Below are 16833 nucleotides of genomic sequence, written 5' to 3'. Positions count from 1 at the left end.
CCCCATAGGACGCATCCAGGGTGCGCCTAGATACACGGAGCGCCAAAGATTTTGGGGATTTTGTGAACCTGCCGGTCAGGATGGCCGCGCGACCTCCCCCGGATGCCAACCGTCAGTGACGATCGGTAACCCCTCCGAGAGCGCGGCGGCCCAGGCGCGGTAACCGATGGGGCCAGGGTGAAAACGGTCAGCAGCGAACATTCCCGGACGGAGCAATCCCGGAGCCAACGGGATGTGCGTGACCCCGGGAAGCCGGGTCAGCCCTCGCGCCGCCTGGTCGAGCGCGACCGATCGCGCGCCAAGCAAGTCCCGGAGCGGCCGGGGCAAGGACGGGAAACTCGCCAGCGGAGGCACGCCCGCGAGAACGACCGGGACGTCGCCGGCCCTTCGCCGCACCTCGACGACGATCGCCAGCAGGTCCCGCCGGTACCGCGCGGCAGAGTGCAGTTCCAGGGTGTCGTTCACGCCGAGGACGACGACCACGACGTCCGCCTCCCGGACTCGCGGAACCAACTCGTCGAGGACCACCCGCGCCGACGCGCCGGTGATGCCCAGCGCGTGCCACTGCACTTCCCGGTCCGGGTACGCGCGGGCGAGCCCCAGCGCGAGCTGCCCGGTGAGCGCGTCCATGTGGGTGAGTGCGCCGACGCCGTCCACCGTCGACTCGCCGATGACGGTGAGCCGCAGCGGTCGCCCGGTGCCGAGAGTGCCCTCGATCGGCCCCGTGGCCCCGGGAAGCCGCGGAGTCGTCCGACGCACCCGGACTGCCTGCGCGACGAGCACGGGTGCCATGAGGAAGAGGAGGAACAGCCGAAGAACTGCCATGCCTCCGACAGTAACGAGGGGCTACGACAGATCCGGGGCATCGAGGGGAGTTGTCCACAGGGAATGTGAGTTGTGGACAACCTTGGGGATAGTTGAGGGAAGACCGCTGCCAGCAGCGTGTCTGCAACTGCCGACAGAACCACTAGTCATGGGCGGCCGGGGCTGCGGGCAGTCCCAGCCCAACCGCCCGGCGTCGCGATCGGCCTCGGCGAGGACGGGTTGTGCGATTCGCCGATGAGTTCGCATTCTCAGGCAATCCCGCCGCAGGCGGCAGAGTCCACGGCTAGGTGGCAGGGTCCGCAGGCGGTCCCGCCGCGGGCGGCAGCCCGCGAGCAATCACGCCACGGGCGGCAAAGCCCGCGGCCAACCCCACCGCACGCGGCAAGGTCCGCAAGCACCGCCGCACGTCCGCACCAGCGGCAACCCAGCCACGGCCGTCTGCAACCGCAGACAGCCCGCTCACTGTGCGATCGACACCGTCTTCCCGATCAGCGCATCGTCCTCGGCCGCGTCCAGCAAGAACCGCGCCACGTTCGCCCGCGGGATCTGGAACCTCCGCCGCACATCCCGGCCCACCTCGCTGCGCACGTGGTCCCGTGCGGGTTTGTCCGTCAGCCTCGTCGGGCGCACGATCGTCCACCGCACGTCCGGGGCCTCGTGCAGGATCGACTCCATCCGCTGCAGGTCGGCGTATCCGTTGCGCAACACCACGCCCAGCAACGGCTTCAGCACCAGCTTCGAGAACAGGCTGTCCCCCTTCGCGGGCAGGCCGGATGCGCTCACCACCACGAAGCGCGTCTGGGAGCCATGCAGGGCGGAGACCACGGAGCGGGTGCCGTCGGAGTTGACCGTCGTCGGCTTGAGGTCCGCGGGGCCGAGGGCCAGTACGACCGCGTCACGGCCGGTCACCGCGTCGGCCAGGCCGGGGTCGGTCAGGGAGTGAACCGCAACGTCCAATCGGGGGTGCGCGGGGACGGTCAATCGCGCGGGGTCGCGGACCACGGCGGTGACATGCCATCCGCGGGCCAGCGCGTCACGCACCGCCAGGCCGCCGATCCGGCCGCTCGCACCCAGGACGGTGATCTTCATGAGAGGCCTCCAAAGAGGGGGTGAGTGTTCACTTACCAGCTAGGGTAAGTGAACACTCACCACACTGAGAAGACCCTCAGGGAGCACAGCATGGGAAGCCGCGAGGAGATCGTCGCCGCGGCGGCGGCGGTCATGCGGGAGCAGGGGTACGCGCACGCCACGACCAAGGCGATCGCGCAAGCCTCGGGGTACTCGGAAGCCTTGCTGTACAAGCACTTTCGCGACAAGACCGCGCTCTTCCTCGCGGTGCTGAAAGAGGAGCTGCCCGACCTTGCCGCCACGGCGGCGAGGCTCACCGAACACCCGGAGAAGGCCGGACTCGGCGACAATCTCGCCGAGCTGGCCACCACGGCGCTGGCCTTCTACTGCGCGAGCTTCCCGATCTCCGTCTCGATCTTCTCCTCGCGCGAGCTGCTCCGCACCCACCGGGACACCCTCGAAAACGGCCCCGACCTGCCGATCCAGCACGTCGCCGGTTATCTGGCCGCGGAGGTCAAGCTGGGCAGGCTGCGCGCCGATCTCGACGTCGAAGCCGCGGCCCGGCTGCTGCTCGGCGCGTGTTTCCAGGAGGCGTTCCTCGCGTCTTTCGAGGAACGCCCGCCCCGGCCAGGCCTTGCTCAACAGCTCGTCGAGACGCTGGAAAAACTCGGCTAGTCGCGGTTTTTCCGCAGTTCGTGCCACCGGTCGTACAGGTTGTTGACCTCGACCAGCATGAATGCCAGGAAGTCCCGCATCTCGGCGAGCCGTTTCCCGGCGGGAGTGTCCGGGCCGAGCGCGTCGATGCCCTCGGTGGCCGCGTCGCGCCACATGATCAGGAAACGGTCGCGCTTGAGGAAAGTCGCGTACCAGAGGTCGTCGTAGAGCTGGTAGTGGTCGCGGCGTTCGCCGGGTTCGCGAACTTTCCGCACCAGGCCGACCTGGTCGAGATACCGCACCGCGCCGGAGATCGCGGCCGGGCTCACCGACAGCTGCTCCGCCAGTTCGGCAGCCGTGAGCTGCCCCGAGTCGGTCGTCATCAGCGCCGCGAACACCCGCGCTGACATGCGCTGCATGCCGATTTGAGCCATCACCAGGCCCAGGCTCTCCACGTATCGGCGGACGGCGTCCTCGTCTCTCTTCGTCTCAGGCGTCGTCATCCGTCCATCCTCTCCCACGCGCGCCTGGAAGATCACTCGGTCCAGACGTTTTCTTAACTTCACAACTTCATGAAAAGAGTGTAGCTTCCGAACTATGGGAAACGCCATCGCGATCTCCGGCCTGCACAAAGCATTCGGCCGGGTGAAGGCCCTCGACGGCCTTGATCTTCAGGTTCCCGCGGGGGAAGTACACGGATTCCTCGGCCCGAACGGCGCCGGGAAGTCCACCACGATCCGGGTCCTGCTCGGACTGCTGCGCGCCGACGCCGGCGAAGTCCGGCTGCTCGGCGGCGATCCGTGGCGCGACGCGGCGAGCCTGCACCAGCGGCTCGCCTACGTGCCCGGCGACGTCAACCTCTGGCCCAACCTGTCCGGCGGCGAGGTCATCGACCTTCTCGGCAGGCTGCGCGGCGGGCTCGACCAGAAGCGCCGCGAGGAACTCGTCGAGCGCTTCGACCTCGACCCGCGCAAGAAGGGCCGCACGTACTCGAAGGGCAACCGGCAGAAGGTCGCCATCGTCGCCGCACTCGCGTCCACTGTGGACCTGCTGCTGCTCGACGAGCCGACCTCGGGCCTCGACCCGTTGATGGAGGCCACCTTCCAGGAGGTCATCCAGGAAGAACGCGCGCAGGGCCGCACCGTGCTGCTGTCCAGCCACATCCTCGCCGAGGTGGAAGCCTTGTGCGACAAGGTGAGCATCATCCGGAACGGCCGCGCGGTCGAGTCGGGCACGCTCGCCGAACTGCGCCATCTGACCCGCACGTCGATCACCGCGGAGCTGGCCGGACCGCCGAACGGCCTCGCCAAACTCCCCGACGTCCACGACCTCAAGATGGACGGCAACCGCGTCCGCTTCGACGTGGAAACGCGCTCGCTCGAGGACGCACTGCGCCAGCTGACCCAGATCGGCGTGCGCAGCCTGGAGAGCAGGCCGCCGACGCTCGAGGAACTCTTCCTGCGCCACTACGCCGACGAACTCGAGGCCGGGAAATGAGCGGCGCGCTCAACGGCACCGGGCCGCTGATCCGGCTGGCGCTGCGCCGCGACCGGATCATCCTGCCGATCTGGATCGTCCTGCTCAGCCTCATCCCGGTAGCCACGATCAGCAGTTACGACCAGTTCTATCCGACCGCCGCGAGCCGGGCCGGGCTCGTCGCGTCGGCCGCCGCGAACCCGTCGTTCGCGCTGCTCTACGGCCCGGCGTTCAACCTCGGCACGGCGGGCGGGTTCATCGCCTGGCGAATGGGCGGGTTCCTGGCGCTGCTGACCGGCCTGATGGCCGTCTTCACGCTCACCCGGCACACCCGCGCGGAGGAGGACACCGGCCGCGCCGAACTGCTGGCGTCCACTGTGGTCGGTCGATACGCACCGCTCACCGCCGCGCTCGCGGTGACCGGCGGAGCGAGCGTGCTGATCGGGGTGCTGCAAGCGATCACGCTGGCGGCGAAGGTTCCCGCGGCGGGTTCCGTCGCGCTCGGCGCGAGCACCGCGCTCGCCGGGCTGGTTTTCACCGGCGTCGCCGCGGTCGCCGCGCAGCTCGGCGAGTACTCACGGACTGCGAACGGCATCGGCACGGCCGTGCTCGGCGTCGCGTTTCTGTTGCGTGGCGCGGGTGATTCGACCACCGACGCGCATTGGCTGTCGTGGCTGTCGCCGCTCGGCTGGGCGCAGCAGATCCGGCCGTTCGCCGAAGAACGTTGGTGGGTCCTGATTTTGCCCGTCGCGACCACGCTCGTGCTGTTTGTCGTGGCCTACGCGCTGCTGCCGCGTCGCGACGTCGGCGTCGGCCTGCTTCCGCCGCGACTGGGACCCAGCGAAGCCGCGCCGTCGCTGCGATCGCCGTTTTCGCTGGCCTGGCGGCTGCAGCGGGGTCCGTTGTTCGGCTGGCTCATCGGACTCGCGGTCGGCGGCGCGTTGTTCGGGACGATCGCGCAGGGCATTTCCGGCCTGGTCGGCGGCACCGAGCAGAGCAGGCAGATCTTCGAGCGGCTCGGCGGTTCGCACGGACTGGTCGACGCCTTCCTCGCCACGATGGTCAGCCTGTTCGCGATGCTCGCCTCGCTCTACGGCGTGCAGGCGGCGCTGCGAATGCGCACGGAGGAAACCTCGATCCGGCTCGAACCGCTGCTGGCCACGCGGGTCGGACGGCTGCGCTGGGCCGCGAGCCACCTCGTGTTCGCGTTCCTCGGCAGCGCGTTGCTCGTGCTCGTCGGAGGCGTGCTGCTCGGGCTGTCGAACGGGCTGCGCAGCGGAGACGTCGGCCGCTCGGTCGGGAACATGGTCGCGGCCGTCGCGGTGCAGGTGCCCGCGGCGTGGGTGATCGTCGCGGTGGCCGCGCTGATCTTCGGCCTGCTGCCGAAACTGGCGACCGCCGCCTGGGGCGTGGCGGCGCTGGCGTTGCTGATCAGCATGTTCGGGCCGGTCGTCAACGCACCGCAGGTGCTACTGGACGTCTCGCCGTTCCAGCATCCGCCGAAGGTGCCCGGCGCGGTGTTCACCGCGGTGCCGCTGGTGGTGTTGCTGGCGGTTTCGGCAGTCGTGCTGGCGGTGGGCCTGACCGGCTGGCGGCGGCGCGACGTCGGCTGACGTCAGCGTTCGTCGCGGATGAATCCGCTGGTCGGGCCCAGTGTGGTCGGCGGGGGTGCCGACGGGCTCGACTGAGTCGGGGTGACCGACACCGTGGCCGTGGTCGTGCGCGGCGGCGGGGCCGGAGGTGCGGGCGGGCGATGGGTCACGGTGATCGGCGGCAGAGGGAGGCCGGTCACCGTTACCGTCACCTGCTGCACAGGCGGCGGGGTGGGCGGCGAAGACTCTCCGGCCGGACGCGGAGTGCGACCGGCGACCAGCAGCGCGGCGACCAGCAGCCCGCCCGCCAGCCCGGCGAGACCGGTCACGACGACATAACCCCAGGTGGGAGCGGTGTCCGACATCCGGCACCTCCTCGCCGCACGGTCACTCGGCTACGAGGGTTCGTCGCGTTGATCATAGGCGTCGTTACGCACTGTGCAACTTGATATCTACCGACTCAACTTATATAACACTAACCCTATGAGGGGGATTCTTCGCTCGCCGGACTTCCGGCGGCTTTGGCTCGCCGACGGCCTCAGCCAGGTCGGCAATCGCATCGACTTCCTGGTGATCCCGCTGCTGGCGACCACGACGCTCGCCGCGTCCGTGGCCGAGGTTTCGCTGCTGCGGACGCTGAGCACGCTCCCGTATTTGCTGCTCGGACTGCAGGTGGGCGCGTGGTGCGACCGGATGCGCAACCGGCCGGTGCTGATCACCGCCGACCTCGGCCGCGCGCTGCTCATCGGCTCGGTGCCGCTCGCCGCGGTGTTCGGATCGCTGACGCTGGGCCATCTGTACGTCGTCGTGCTGCTGGCCGGGGTGTTCACCGTCTTCTTCAACGTCGCGCACCAGACCTACCTGCCGAACCTCGTCGAACGCGGCGAACTGCCCGACGCGAACGCCCGGTTGCAGACCAACCTGTCCGTCGCCGCGATCGCCGGGCCGGGGCTCGGCGGGATGATCGTGCAGTTCATCGGCGGCGCGGGCGCGATGGCTGTCGACGCGTTGACTTACCTGTGGTCGGCCGCCTGGCTGCGCCGGATTCGCACGCCGGATGTGCGGCCTGAGCCCGCGGAGCGGAACCTTCGCCGCGAGATCGGCGAGGGACTGCGGACTGTTACGCACAATCCGCTCCTGCGGGCGATCGCCCTGCACGGTGCCGCGTCGAGCCTGTTCCAGTCGATGTTCATGGCGGTGTCGATGGTGTTCATGGTCCGCGATCTGCACGTCGCACCGTTCATGATCGGTTTGCTCGGCACGATCTCGCTGTTCGGCGCCTTGCTCGCGAGTGGAGTCGCGCAACGGCTCGGCACTCGTTTCGGTGCTGCCCGGGCGTTGTACTTCGGTGCCGCCGTGTACAGCGTTTCGTTCCTGCTCAACGCTTTCGCGACACAAGGCTGGGGGCTCGCCTGGTGGGTCGCGGGCGGCTTCGGGTCAAGTTTCGGGATCATTGTGCTTGGCGTGTTCGAAACCAGCTTCCGGCAAGCGGTCACCCCGCACGAATTGCTCGGCCGTGTCTCCTCGGTGTCGCAGACGGTCATTTTCGGCATTGCCCCGCTCGGCAGTCTGCTCGGCGGCTTGATCGCGGAACTCACCACAACCCGGGTCACGCTGTACGTATGCGGCATCGGAATCCTTGCCGCGTCGGCGATTCTCATCGCTTCGCCGCTTCGCAAGATGCGAGACCTGCCGCTAGCCGAGGGAACGGTCGAGAACGATCAGGGGGATCGCGAGCGTGGCTAGGACCGCTCCGATGAGGCTGACCCAGCTGAGGGCTTGGGCGAGCACGGCCGCCGCGAGGACGGGAGTAGCGCTGATTCCCAGCTGGAAAGCCGAAACCGTGGTCGCCCCGGCGAGCGTCGGGGCGTCGGCGGCGATGGCGAAGACCCGGCCGTAGATCGCGGGATTCAGTACGAAGGCAGCGATCCCGAGCAGGAACACCGTAGGAAGCATCGCCCACGAACTGCGGATCGCGCCGACCAGGACAACCGAAAGAAGCACGATCGCGACGGCTCCGCCCAGGAGCGCGGCGTGGGGTCGCCGGTCGGAAATACGGCCGCCGATGGACAGGCCCACGAAGGCGCCGATTCCGAAAAGCGCGAGGACCGCGGGAATCCATCCGGTGGGGACGCCGGTGATCTCGGCGAGCATGGCGGAGAGGTAGTTGAACGTGATCATGTACGCCGCCGTGGTCAGGATCGTGCTGCCGTAAACGGCCCAAAGCCGGGGTTTGCGGATCGTGGCGAGTTCCCGCGACACACTCGGCCGCGCCGCCGACCGGGTCGTCGCGGGTATCCCGAGCGAGCAGGCGACGGTCCCGGCGAGCGTCAGTGCGACCACGGCCCAGAATCCGCCTCGCCACTGGGTGAAATGGCTGAGCAAGGTGCCTGCCGGTCCGCCGGCGACCATGGCGACGCTCAGGCCGCTGACCACGACCCCGGAAGCGCGGGCGATGCGGTCCGGGGCGACCAGGCTGATCGCGGTCACGGACGCGACGGCGAAGAAGCCGGCGTAGGCGACGCCCGAGACGACCCGGCTCACCAGCAAGACCGGGTAGTTGCCCAGCAGCCCGGCGGCGACGCTGGCGGCGAACACTCCTTGGGTGACCATCAGCGCGGTGCGGCGGGGCCAGCGCAGGCTGAACACGGCGAACGGCGGCCCGCCGATGACGACCCCGAGCGCGAACGCGGTGATGAGAAACCCGGCGGAGGACAGCGAAACCTGGAGATCGTCGGCCACCGCGGGCAGCACGCCCGCCAGAAGGAATTCCGCGCTGCCCATTGCGAACAGGCTGAAGGCGAGCAGGTACACGCCGACGGGCAAGCGCGCGGAACTCCGTGGCTTTTCGACGGTTTCGCTGGTCATCAACGCTTCGCCTCCGTGGTTTTGGGGACCCCTGCGACCAGCATCGGAAGCCGCACGCGAAAGCGGCAAGAAACGTTGCCGTTTCCGGGACGCATTGGTTGACTGCGCCGCATGAGCGACCACCCCACCGTCGACAGCGTGCTCGAGCAGATCGCGCCCCGGCTTCGGCAGGCGCGAGACAAGCAGGGCGTCAGCCTCGCCGACCTCGCGCGGGCCACCGGCATCTCGACCAGCACGTTGTCCCGGCTGGAATCCGGGCAGCGCAAGCCGAGTCTCGAACTGCTGCTGCCGATCACCGCGGCGCTGGGCGTCCCGTTCGACGAGATCGTCGCCGCGCCGCGGATCGTCGACCCGCGCGTGCCCCAGCAGCCCGCCAAGAAGGACGGGCGCGTGCTGATCGCGTTGTCCCGGCACCAGGGGGAAATCCGCGCCTACAAACAGGTCATCCCGGCGCACGACGAAGAGCCTCACCTGCGTACCCACGACGGGCACGAATGGCTCTACGTTCTTCGCGGACGCCTACGCGTTCGCCTGAGCGAGCACGACTTCATCATGGGAAACGGCGAAGCGGCCGAGTTCGACTGTCACATCCCGCACTGGTTCGGCGCCGCGGGCAAGGGCGACGTCGAAATCCTCAGCCTCTTCAGCAAGTCCGGCGAACGCATCCACCTGCGCACCGGTCGCCGCTAGACCTTGCGCAGACCGTCCAGCAGTACGCGCACCAGGTGCCGGCTGTCCGGCGTAAACCGCTCTACCGCGAGCGCGCCGACAATGAGCGCGCGCAGGTCTTCGCCGTCGATGTCTGTGCGTACAGTGCCCGCGGCTTGCGCGCGTTCCAGAAGCGCCGTGAGGTTCACGCGAAACCGCTCCGCCGCTTCGGCCTTGTACGCAGAACCGCTTGTCTCACCGAGCGCTTCGCAGATCGCACGGTTACGCGACGCCTGCTCGATGACGCGCGTGAAGTAGTCGTAGAACGCTTCGCCTGGCGCGTCGGAGTCGATCAGCTCCTGCGCCTCAACGCCGTACTGCTCCAGCCGCTCCACGACGACGGCCTGGAACAGCGCTTCCTTGCTGGGGAAATGACGATAGACAGTGCCCGCGCCGACGCCAGCCAGCCGCGCGATGTCGTCGAGGGGCACCGAGAGCCCGTCGACGGCGAACGCTGCTTCGGCGGCAGCCAGCACACGGGCGCGGTTCCGGCGCGCGTCCGCGCGGAGCGCAGGCTTCTCCACCGGCTATCTCCTCTGATCTCAAAGTGGTGCGGTCGTCCGATTCTTCCTTGGAACGATCTCCGCCGCTTCTGACCGTGTCTCAGATCTCCAGGCCGTCGTTGACAACCGGAGTGACAACTCCGTATCTTCGTAAGCGGGTGCCCCGTTCCGATTATCCCCCTCTCTTCCCTAATGAGGTTTCTGATGCCCCGCACCGTGTCCGAAGTAGCCGAGATCGTCGCGAACGCACTGCGCGCCTTCGACGCCGCGCAGCTCGCCGGCGTTCTCGCCGAGGACGCCGTCTACGAAATCCCGTTCACCGGCCACCGCTCCGCCGGCCGGGACGCGGTACTGGCCACACTCGGCGCGGGCAGCGCCGTCGCGGCCCGGATCGGCCTGGAGAAAGTCGAGGTCACCACGACGGAAACCGCGGACGGATTCGCTGTCGAACTCGTCGCCGAGGGCCGCAACCCGCACACCGGGCACAGCTACCGGCTCCCGTCGTCCGCCGGACTGCTGACCGTGCGGGACGGCCAGGTCGCCCGGTACCGCGACTACCCGAACAACGGCGCAGCAACCGCACTGCACGGGACGAAGGAGGTCTTCCAGCGCTTCCTCGACGCGGCTGTCGACAACCGCTGGGACGATCTCGCCGACCTGTACTCCGACGACGTCGTGATCGAAATCCCGTTCGCGCCGGCCGGAGTGCCGAAGGTGACGCGCGACCGGGAGGAGTTGCGCAAACGCTTTCACGAGGCCGGAGAGCGCCGCCGGATCACCAAGGCGGATCGGGTCGTGGTGCACGAGACCAGCGATCCGGAGGTGCTGGTGGCGGAGTACGACCTGCACGGGGAGTACGAGGGCAAGCCGTATGTGTCGACGTACGCGATGGTCATGACGGCGCGGGACGGTCGGATCGTGCACTCCCGCGACTACTCGGGCGCACCTACGTTCGAGGAGTAATCGGCGTCAGCCCCTCGCCAGCCCGATCGCCATGTCCGCCAACGCCTCGCGCCCCTCCCTCGCCCGCGCGTCGTCGGGGTCGCAGACGTACTGCAGGATCAGCCCGTCCACTCCGGCGACGATCATGCGCGCGAGGTGGTCGAAGGAAACGGCGGCAGTCTCGCCCGCCTGCTCAGCGGCTTCCCGGCACCACTGAGCGACGACGTCGGCATAGCGCCGGTACTGGAGCCGAGCGAGTTCTTCGTGGCCAGAGGTGCGCAGGGCGTACATGGTGAGTTCGTACTGCAGCAACTGCAGTTCGCGCCCGCCCTCGACGAGCTTGCCCCAGAAGGTGTCGAGTCCTTGCCGGATCGCGTTCGCCAGGCCTTGGCCGGTGGCAGCCGAGACCTGGAGAACGCCGGCGATCTCGTCGACGACGTCCTCGATCACGGCCCGGAGCAGCTTCTCCTTGGACGGGAAGACGTACTGCATGGTGGCCAGCGGGACGTCCGCCTGCGCGGCCACGACGCGCAGCGAAGTCTTGGCGACGCCGTGCGCGGCCAGCGCGGTGCGGGCGGCCGCGATGAACTGGGTCCGGCGTACCGCGGCCTCGACGTACGGCATGGCCACCCCTTTCGGTCAGTCGACCGAAATCTTGCCACGAATCCTTGCCAGCCGCGGCGGCGCTCCTTAGGCTGCACCGAATCGGTCAGTTGACCGAATCTCCGGAACGCGAGGGAGCAAGCCATGCAGGTCGTGGTCGTCGGCGCGGGACTGGCGGGACTCTCCGCCGCACGGGAACTCAAGGCGGCGGGAGCCGAGACAGTCGTCCTCGAAGCTCGTGACCGGGTCGGCGGGCGGACCGAGGGCGGCGAAATCGAGGGACACCCGATCGAACTCGGCGGCACCTGGATCGGCGAGGGCCACACCAGGATGCACGGGCTCGTCGGCGAACTCGGCCTGGCGACTTTCCGCACCTGGAACGACGAAGGCAAAACGCTCGTCCAGCTCGGCGGCAGGCGCACCCTCGTCGACGGAGCCAAGGGCGCCGTGCCACGGCTCAATCCGGTCGCGCTCGCCGACCTCGCCCAGGGCTTGACCCGCTTCGGCAGGCTCGCCCGCGGCATCGACCCGAAGCAGCCGTGGGCGCATCCGAAGGCGCGCCTGCTCGACAGCCAAACCTTCGAGACCTGGGTCCGGCGCAATCTGCACACCCCGAGCGGACGCGCCTACTTCCGGGTCGCGACCGAAGCCGTCTTCGCCGCCGACGCCAGCGATCTTTCCCTGCTGCATGCGCTGTTCTACGCAGTCAGCAACGCGGACCTGGAAACCCTCCTCGCCGTCGACCGCGGCGCGCAGCAGGACCGCGTCGTCGGCGGCTCCGTCCTGGTGGCACAACGACTCTCCGACGGGCTCGACGTCAGGCTGTCGACACCAGTCGCGTCGGTGGCCCACGACCAGGCCGGGATCACGGTCACCACCCGCGCTGGGCAAACCTTCACCGGCGACCGGGTCGTCATCGCCCTCCCGCCGACGCTCGCCGGACGGCTGCGGTACGACCCGGTACTGCCCGCCTGGCGCGACCAGCTGACGCAGAAGCTGCCAGCCGGGACGGTCACCAAGACGTTCGCCTCGTACCCCACGCCCTTCTGGCGCGAACAGGGACTCAACGGGCAGGTCGCCTCCGACAACGGTCCGGTCAAGGTCACCTTCGACGTTTCCCCGCCGGGCGGCGAAATCGGCGTCCTCCTGGGCTTCGTCGAGGGCGGCGAGGCACGCCGCTGGCAGCGTCTTCCGCCCGACCGGCGCCGCCAGGCCGTGCTCGATTCCTTCGTCCGCTACCTAGGGCCGCGGGCCGCCGAACCGACTGCGTACGTCGAGAAGGACTGGAGCGCCGAGGAGTTCACCCGAGGCTGTTACGGCGCCCACTTCGCCCCTGGAGTGTGGACCAGTTACGGCGACGTGCTGCGGCCACCAGTCGGCCGTATCCACTGGGCGGGTGCGGAGTACGCGGTGGAGTGGAACGGCTATATGGAGGGCGCCGTGCGGTCCGGCAGCGCTGTCGCGGAGGAGATCCTGCGGCGTTGAGCGAGGCTCACTGAGTCGCGGTCTGCGAAGCCGGTGGCGTGAACAAATGCTCCACCGTGGCCACCGCCCAGTCCCATACTCCCGGCACCAGCAAGATCCCCACCAGCACGAACACCGGGAACACCAGTCGCGTCTCCACCTTTTTCCCGGTGTGCAGCCGCAGCGGCTTCGGCGGGCGGAGTTCGTACCAGGTCTCCCCCGCGATCGGCAGCGGGAACAGGAACGGGCAGCCCGACTCGGTGAGCGAATCGCCGAGGCAGTGCACGAAACAGCCGGCCGCGACCGCCACGCCGAGCCAGCCGGAGATGTCCGCCAGCTGGGCTACCCGGTCGTCCGGCGCGGTGAAGTACCACCAGGCCACCGCGCCGCCATAGGGCAGCAGCAGCCAATCGCCCAGAGCCGCGACGGCGAGCAGGAGTCCGAACAACAACACGCCCAGCACAGCCCAAGCTCCACCGGCGGTACAGCCAGCGGAGGTAGCCGCGCCGAGGGCGACTGCGAACAAGAGGGTGTGCGACAGGTGCCGGTGCGTGCCGGTCACCTTCTCGTCGCGGGGGCCCTTCGTCAGGGCGTATACAGCTGCAGACACCCGGCGCAGCAGCCACGACAGCGCGCCGGTCAGCCAGCCGAACAGGCGGGTCGCACTGGCGCTGGGATGGTCAAGGTCCGGCAGCAGCGCGAACCCGGCCGTGGTGGCCGCGAAGACCACCGCCTGATGCACCGAGCCGACGCCGACCGCGGGCGCGAGGGCGAGGCCCGCGCACCAGCCGGTCAGGGCGTGCGTGCGCCCCATCATGATGGTTATCCCCCAGGTCGCGGGCCATTTTTCAGCGACCGTAGCGGGAGATCAGGCCGGAGGTTCCTCCGACACGCTCAGGTGTTCGGCCACGCCGGTGAGCTCGATCACCCGGCTGACCGCCGGGCTCGGCACGACCTCGAGTTCGACGTCCTGTTCCCCGGCCTGCCGCTGGGCGTGCAGGACGACGTTCAGCGCCGATGAGTCGAAGAAGGTCACCCCGGTGAGGTCGGCCACCACGCGACGGGAATTCTTGTCCGCGATCAATCCGGCAAGAGCTTCCTGCAGCTGCGGGCTGGTGAGCAGATCGAGCTCACCCGTGACCACGACCCTCGGCTCGGCGGCCGCGGTGTCCAGCGTGATGCCGAATCCGGGCGGAGTGGCGTTCTGGTCGGCTGCGGGCATGCAGTTTCTCCTCGTCAGGCGCTGCTCCTGCGCCGGTACGCGCCTGTTGTCTCAAGAGGCAACCGTGTCACGGTCCCAAGCATCTGGAGACTCAACCCTAACCCAGTGGGTGACTGAGTCCGCGTCGGCACATGGCTACACCTTGGCGCGCTCTCGACCGGCGGACGCACAGCACCCCGCGCACCGCAGGTGGGCGCGCGGGTCGCGGGGTCGGTCGGCTCAGGCGGACACCGTCTTGCGCTTCGCTCGCCGTTCGCGCATGAACAGCTCGCGGCGCTCGATCTCGCCGAGCCCGCCCCAGATTCCGTACGGCTCTTCGACGGTCATCGCGTGCTTGCGGCACTGGGCCAGCACCGGGCAGGTGTGGCAGATCGCCTTGGCCCGGGACTCGCGGCGCTCGCGCGCGGAACCGCGCTCATTGTCGGTATGGAAGAACAGGCTGCTGTCCGCGCCGCGGCACGAGCCTTGAAGCTGCCACTCCCACTCCTCGGCCACCACGTTCGGCAGTCGGCTCACGTCAGCCATGTCGTCCCCACCTTTCCCGGGATCAGCACACTCGACGGCTACATGCCCGCCGGTCGCGGCGGTCAAACCCGGGTTTGGTTTGCTCACCCCCCGGGCATGTGGCAGATCGGGCACGAAAGACTGGCGTGGCACGCCGGAGAGAGGACAGCACGTGGAGGAGAACGCCCCGCTCGAGCGCGAGGACGCACAGCTCATCGAGGTGCGGACGGCGGCTATCCCGCACGTGGTGCCCACCCTGCGCACCATCGTCGCCGACATCGCCATGCGCCAGGACTTCGACCTGGACGCGGTCGAGGATCTGCGGATGGCCGTGGACGAGGCCTGTTCGATGCTGCTGCCCTCGGCCGCCGACGGCAAGCTGACCTGCGTGTTCTCCTGGCTGGAGGGCCGGATCGAGGTCACTGTGTCGGTGGTCTCCGACCGCGCCGACCACGGCGACGAGACCGGTCTGTCCTGGCAGCTGCTGACCGCGCTCGCGACCTCCGCGCGGCGCACCGTGACCCCGGCCAACGGCCGGTACCTCTCCCGGGTGCAACTGGTCCGGGAGAGTGAGGCGGCCAGCTCGTGACGAACCCCGCCGGCGGCGACAAGCCCACCGACGTGGCAGCACTGTTCCACGAGCTGACGCAGCTGCCCGAGCACGCGCCCCGCCGCGAGGAGATCCGGGACCGGCTGGTGCGCGAGCATCTCGAACTGGCGCGCAACCTCGCCCGGAAGTTCCGCAACCGCGACGAGGCGATGGACGACCTCGTGCAGATCGCGACCGTCGGCCTGATCCACGCGGTGGACCGCTACGACCCCGAGCAGGGCACCGATTTCCTGGCCTTCGCGGTGCCGACGATCTCCGGCGAACTGCGCCACCACTTCCGCGACAACAGCTGGTCGGTCCGGGTGCCGAGGCGGCTCAAGGAACTCAACGCGACGATCTCGGCCGCCCGCGAGGAACTGACCGTGCGGCTTTCGCGCGCGCCGAAGCCCAGTGAGATCGCGCGGCATCTCGGCGTGCCGATCGAGGACGTCTACGAGGGCCTGCGGGCCGGTCAAGGGCGGTACGGGGCCTCGCTGGACAACCTGCTGGAGAACTCCGCGCACACGCGCTTCGGCGCGCCGGACGCCAACCTCGGCCAGGCGGAACTGCGCGAGGCGCTGCGGCCGATGCTGGACAGTTTGCCCGAGCGCGAACGCAAGATCGTGGCGCTGCGGTTCGGATCCGGGATGAGCCAGTCGGACATCGCGCGCCGCGTCGGGGTTTCCCAGATGCAGGTGTCGCGGCTGCTCGCGGCGACGCTGAAAAAGCTCCGTACCGGACTGGCCGAGACTGACATCACCGAGGGCACCTGATTCGCTTTCGGCCGGGTTGGGTAAACACCACATGCGAGCACAGCGGCCGGGAGGTGCAGAAGCCATGACGACGTCGAGGATGCCGACCAGGAGCACCGGGGCGACTGCCGCCACCGTGCTGCTGGAGCTTCCGGACGACGTCACCGCGCCCGCCATCGCGCGAGCCCAGGTTCGCGCCGCGCTCGCCCAGCTCGACGTTCCCGCCCAGGTGCGCGACGACGTGCTGCTGGCGACCTCCGAGCTGGTCACCAACGCCTTCGAGCACGGCGACCGGCCGGACCGGCTGGAGCTCCGGCTCGAGCACGGCGAACTGATGGTGCGGGTCTTCGACACCTCTGCCTCCATTCCGCAGCTGAAAGAACCGGTCGCCCCGTCCGCGGCGCGCAGCCGGGGGCTTCAGCTGGTGCGTGCGCTTTCCCGCCGCTGGGGCTACGACCCGGCCGAAAACGGGAAGTGCGTCTGGGCGGCGTTCGGCCTCGGCTGACGGCGGCCGCCCACCACGAGCCCGGCCGCGCCGAGCATCCCCAGTCCCACGCCGAGCCAGCCGATGATCATGCGTGGCCGCTCGGCCGCCGAGCAGCCTTCCGCTCCGTGTGCCTCGGTGATCAGCCAGCTTTCCGGAGTGCTGAGCGCCGTGCCGCAGCCGATCCGGACGCTCGTGGTGTCCGTCGGCGGGTCGCCCCGGCCGAACATATTCGCGGGGAGTCCCAGCATCTGATCGCTTCGGGTGCCGTAGATCGCCCGGACGTCGGTCGGGTTCCCGGCGTCGTCGAGGTAATAAAGGGCAGTCACCGGCAGCAGGAAGAACACGATCCCGGTGACGAAGAAGGCGGCGGACGCCAACCCGATCCACCACGCCGGACGGCGGGCCAGCGGCTTGCGCGATCTTGCCGGGAAAGCCTGGTCATCCGGGCCGGGGAACGGGTCGGGGCGGGGATCGCCGGTCATCGTCGAGCCTCCTGATCGGGGGTGCGAGGCCCGGTTGTAGTCCGGTTCGCCGGGACTGGTCCCCGGCGGGCGCTGTCCGGTTTTGTCTCGTTCG

21 protein-coding genes are annotated in these 16833 nt (G+C 69.1%); 10 read left to right on the top strand and 11 right to left on the bottom strand.

Annotated features, from left to right (window positions below; translation table 11 throughout):
* Positions 1–75: 75 nt before the first annotated feature.
* The gene (locus tag H4281_RS27315; protein ID WP_182893768.1) at positions 76–825 is read right to left on the bottom strand and encodes an SGNH/GDSL hydrolase family protein; all 750 of its coding nucleotides are present in this window, start codon (positions 823–825) and stop codon (positions 76–78) included.
* A 459-nt stretch (positions 826–1284) separates the two neighbouring features.
* Positions 1285–1914, bottom strand: coding sequence for an NAD(P)-dependent oxidoreductase (locus H4281_RS27310; protein WP_182893767.1), 630 nt, complete (start codon positions 1912–1914; stop codon positions 1285–1287).
* 90 nt (positions 1915–2004) lie between these two features.
* On the opposite strand from H4281_RS27310, the gene H4281_RS27305 reads away from it, so the two are divergent.
* The gene (locus H4281_RS27305) at positions 2005–2568 is read left to right on the top strand and encodes a TetR/AcrR family transcriptional regulator (protein WP_182893766.1); all 564 of its coding nucleotides are present in this window, start codon (positions 2005–2007) and stop codon (positions 2566–2568) included.
* Here H4281_RS27305 and H4281_RS27300 read toward each other — a convergent pair.
* Positions 2565–3050, bottom strand: coding sequence for a GbsR/MarR family transcriptional regulator (locus H4281_RS27300; protein ID WP_182893765.1), 486 nt, complete (start codon positions 3048–3050; stop codon positions 2565–2567). The genes H4281_RS27305 and H4281_RS27300 overlap by 4 nt on opposite strands.
* Positions 3051–3144: 94 nt before the next feature.
* On the opposite strand from H4281_RS27300, the gene H4281_RS27295 reads away from it, so the two are divergent.
* Both H4281_RS27295 and H4281_RS27290 read left to right on the top strand, forming a co-directional pair.
* On the top strand, positions 3145–4044 hold the full coding sequence (locus H4281_RS27295; RefSeq protein ID WP_182893764.1) for an ABC transporter ATP-binding protein: 900 nt from the start codon (positions 3145–3147) through the stop codon (positions 4042–4044).
* Entirely contained in the window at positions 4041–5636 is a 1596-nt protein-coding gene (locus tag H4281_RS27290) for an ABC transporter permease (RefSeq protein ID WP_182893763.1), read from the top strand. Before H4281_RS27295 ends, H4281_RS27290 begins: the two co-directional genes overlap by 4 nt.
* Before the next feature lie 2 nt (positions 5637–5638).
* Here the strand turns inward: H4281_RS27290 and H4281_RS27285 are convergent, their stop codons facing one another.
* Positions 5639–5980 carry a hypothetical protein gene (locus H4281_RS27285; protein ID WP_182893762.1) on the bottom strand — a complete coding sequence of 114 codons (342 nt, stop codon included), beginning with the start codon at positions 5978–5980 and terminating at the stop codon, positions 5639–5641.
* 118 nt (positions 5981–6098) lie between these two features.
* Between H4281_RS27285 and H4281_RS27280 the strand changes: the two genes are divergently transcribed.
* Positions 6099–7361, top strand: a complete 1263-nt coding sequence (locus H4281_RS27280) for an MFS transporter (RefSeq protein ID WP_182893761.1) — start codon at positions 6099–6101, stop codon at positions 7359–7361.
* On the opposite strand, the gene H4281_RS27275 is transcribed toward H4281_RS27280, so the two are convergent.
* A complete protein-coding gene (locus H4281_RS27275) occupies positions 7311–8483 on the bottom strand; it encodes an MFS transporter (protein ID WP_182893760.1) in 1173 nt (390 codons plus the stop codon). The two genes, H4281_RS27280 and H4281_RS27275, sit on opposite strands and share 51 nt — an antisense overlap.
* 111 nt (positions 8484–8594) lie before the next feature.
* On the opposite strand from H4281_RS27275, the gene H4281_RS27270 reads away from it, so the two are divergent.
* Entirely contained in the window at positions 8595–9173 is a 579-nt protein-coding gene (locus H4281_RS27270; protein WP_182893759.1) for a helix-turn-helix domain-containing protein, read from the top strand.
* Here the strand turns inward: H4281_RS27270 and H4281_RS27265 are convergent.
* The gene (locus H4281_RS27265) at positions 9170–9715 is read right to left on the bottom strand and encodes a TetR/AcrR family transcriptional regulator (protein WP_182893758.1); all 546 of its coding nucleotides are present in this window, start codon (positions 9713–9715) and stop codon (positions 9170–9172) included. The genes H4281_RS27270 and H4281_RS27265 overlap by 4 nt on opposite strands.
* A gap of 183 nt (positions 9716–9898) precedes the next feature.
* Here H4281_RS27265 and H4281_RS27260 point away from each other — a divergent pair, with 183 nt between their 5' ends.
* Complete coding sequence (locus H4281_RS27260; protein WP_182893757.1) at positions 9899–10657, top strand: nuclear transport factor 2 family protein; 759 nt, start codon at positions 9899–9901, stop codon at positions 10655–10657.
* 6 nt (positions 10658–10663) lie between these two features.
* On the opposite strand, the gene H4281_RS27255 is transcribed toward H4281_RS27260, so the two are convergent.
* Positions 10664–11260 carry a TetR/AcrR family transcriptional regulator gene (locus tag H4281_RS27255; RefSeq protein WP_182893756.1) on the bottom strand — a complete coding sequence of 199 codons (597 nt, stop codon included), beginning with the start codon at positions 11258–11260 and terminating at the stop codon, positions 10664–10666.
* Between the two features lie 123 nt (positions 11261–11383).
* Between H4281_RS27255 and H4281_RS27250 the strand changes: the two genes are divergently transcribed.
* Complete coding sequence (locus H4281_RS27250; RefSeq protein WP_182893755.1) at positions 11384–12724, top strand: flavin monoamine oxidase family protein; 1341 nt, start codon at positions 11384–11386, stop codon at positions 12722–12724.
* A gap of 7 nt (positions 12725–12731) precedes the next feature.
* On the opposite strand, the gene H4281_RS27245 is transcribed toward H4281_RS27250, so the two are convergent.
* From H4281_RS27245 to H4281_RS27235, 3 genes are all read right to left on the bottom strand, one after another.
* Entirely contained in the window at positions 12732–13517 is a 786-nt protein-coding gene (locus H4281_RS27245) for a metal-dependent hydrolase (RefSeq protein ID WP_182893939.1), read from the bottom strand.
* A 54-nt stretch (positions 13518–13571) separates the two neighbouring features.
* Positions 13572–13925 (bottom strand): STAS domain-containing protein, encoded by a 354-nt coding sequence (locus H4281_RS27240; protein ID WP_009086015.1) that lies wholly within the window; start codon positions 13923–13925, stop codon positions 13572–13574.
* 219 nt (positions 13926–14144) lie between these two features.
* Positions 14145–14450, bottom strand: coding sequence for a WhiB family transcriptional regulator (locus H4281_RS27235; RefSeq protein WP_009086013.1), 306 nt, complete (start codon positions 14448–14450; stop codon positions 14145–14147).
* Between the two features lie 151 nt (positions 14451–14601).
* Between H4281_RS27235 and H4281_RS27230 the strand changes: the two genes are divergently transcribed.
* The 3 genes from H4281_RS27230 to H4281_RS27220 all read left to right on the top strand — a co-directional run bounded on the left by H4281_RS27230 (position 14602) and on the right by H4281_RS27220 (position 16275).
* Positions 14602–15018 (top strand): ATP-binding protein, encoded by a 417-nt coding sequence (locus tag H4281_RS27230; RefSeq protein WP_182893754.1) that lies wholly within the window; start codon positions 14602–14604, stop codon positions 15016–15018.
* Positions 15015–15791 carry a SigB/SigF/SigG family RNA polymerase sigma factor gene (locus tag H4281_RS27225; protein WP_182893753.1) on the top strand — a complete coding sequence of 259 codons (777 nt, stop codon included), beginning with the start codon at positions 15015–15017 and terminating at the stop codon, positions 15789–15791. Before H4281_RS27230 ends, H4281_RS27225 begins: the two co-directional genes overlap by 4 nt.
* Positions 15792–15855: 64 nt before the next feature.
* Entirely contained in the window at positions 15856–16275 is a 420-nt protein-coding gene (locus H4281_RS27220; RefSeq protein ID WP_182893752.1) for an ATP-binding protein, read from the top strand.
* On the opposite strand, the gene H4281_RS27215 is transcribed toward H4281_RS27220, so the two are convergent.
* Positions 16221–16739 carry a hypothetical protein gene (locus H4281_RS27215; RefSeq protein ID WP_182893751.1) on the bottom strand — a complete coding sequence of 173 codons (519 nt, stop codon included), beginning with the start codon at positions 16737–16739 and terminating at the stop codon, positions 16221–16223. The genes H4281_RS27220 and H4281_RS27215 overlap by 55 nt on opposite strands.
* Positions 16740–16833: the final 94 nt, after the last annotated feature.

Origin of the sequence: Amycolatopsis dendrobii (assembly GCF_014145675.1) — a bacterium.
GTDB classification, from domain to species: domain Bacteria; phylum Actinomycetota; class Actinomycetes; order Mycobacteriales; family Pseudonocardiaceae; genus Amycolatopsis; species Amycolatopsis dendrobii.
Note: the sequence above shows the minus strand (reverse complement) of the source record. Positions and strands in the feature narration are given on the sequence as shown.

What these genes read in the sequence shown, in the direction of transcription:
- H4281_RS27315 (WP_182893768.1), bottom strand. Translation starts at nt 825, where the DNA reads ATGGCAGTTCTTCGGCTGTTCCTCCTCTTCCTCATGGCACCCGTGCTC.
- H4281_RS27310 (WP_182893767.1), bottom strand. Translation starts at nt 1,914, where the DNA reads ATGAAGATCACCGTCCTGGGTGCGAGCGGCCGGATCGGCGGCCTGGCG.
- H4281_RS27305 (WP_182893766.1), top strand. Translation starts at nt 2,005, where the DNA reads ATGGGAAGCCGCGAGGAGATCGTCGCCGCGGCGGCGGCGGTCATGCGG.
- H4281_RS27300 (WP_182893765.1), bottom strand. Translation starts at nt 3,050, where the DNA reads ATGACGACGCCTGAGACGAAGAGAGACGAGGACGCCGTCCGCCGATAC.
- H4281_RS27295 (WP_182893764.1), top strand. Translation starts at nt 3,145, where the DNA reads ATGGGAAACGCCATCGCGATCTCCGGCCTGCACAAAGCATTCGGCCGG.
- H4281_RS27290 (WP_182893763.1), top strand. Translation starts at nt 4,041, where the DNA reads ATGAGCGGCGCGCTCAACGGCACCGGGCCGCTGATCCGGCTGGCGCTG.
- H4281_RS27285 (WP_182893762.1), bottom strand. Translation starts at nt 5,980, where the DNA reads ATGTCGGACACCGCTCCCACCTGGGGTTATGTCGTCGTGACCGGTCTC.
- H4281_RS27280 (WP_182893761.1), top strand. Translation starts at nt 6,099, where the DNA reads ATGAGGGGGATTCTTCGCTCGCCGGACTTCCGGCGGCTTTGGCTCGCC.
- H4281_RS27275 (WP_182893760.1), bottom strand. Translation starts at nt 8,483, where the DNA reads ATGACCAGCGAAACCGTCGAAAAGCCACGGAGTTCCGCGCGCTTGCCC.
- H4281_RS27270 (WP_182893759.1), top strand. Translation starts at nt 8,595, where the DNA reads ATGAGCGACCACCCCACCGTCGACAGCGTGCTCGAGCAGATCGCGCCC.
- H4281_RS27260 (WP_182893757.1), top strand. Translation starts at nt 9,899, where the DNA reads ATGCCCCGCACCGTGTCCGAAGTAGCCGAGATCGTCGCGAACGCACTG.
- H4281_RS27255 (WP_182893756.1), bottom strand. Translation starts at nt 11,260, where the DNA reads ATGCCGTACGTCGAGGCCGCGGTACGCCGGACCCAGTTCATCGCGGCC.
- H4281_RS27250 (WP_182893755.1), top strand. Translation starts at nt 11,384, where the DNA reads ATGCAGGTCGTGGTCGTCGGCGCGGGACTGGCGGGACTCTCCGCCGCA.
- H4281_RS27245 (WP_182893939.1), bottom strand. Translation starts at nt 13,517, where the DNA reads ATGGGGCGCACGCACGCCCTGACCGGCTGGTGCGCGGGCCTCGCCCTC.
- H4281_RS27240 (WP_009086015.1), bottom strand. Translation starts at nt 13,925, where the DNA reads ATGCCCGCAGCCGACCAGAACGCCACTCCGCCCGGATTCGGCATCACG.
- H4281_RS27235 (WP_009086013.1), bottom strand. Translation starts at nt 14,450, where the DNA reads ATGGCTGACGTGAGCCGACTGCCGAACGTGGTGGCCGAGGAGTGGGAG.
- H4281_RS27220 (WP_182893752.1), top strand. Translation starts at nt 15,856, where the DNA reads ATGACGACGTCGAGGATGCCGACCAGGAGCACCGGGGCGACTGCCGCC.
- H4281_RS27215 (WP_182893751.1), bottom strand. Translation starts at nt 16,739, where the DNA reads ATGACCGGCGATCCCCGCCCCGACCCGTTCCCCGGCCCGGATGACCAG.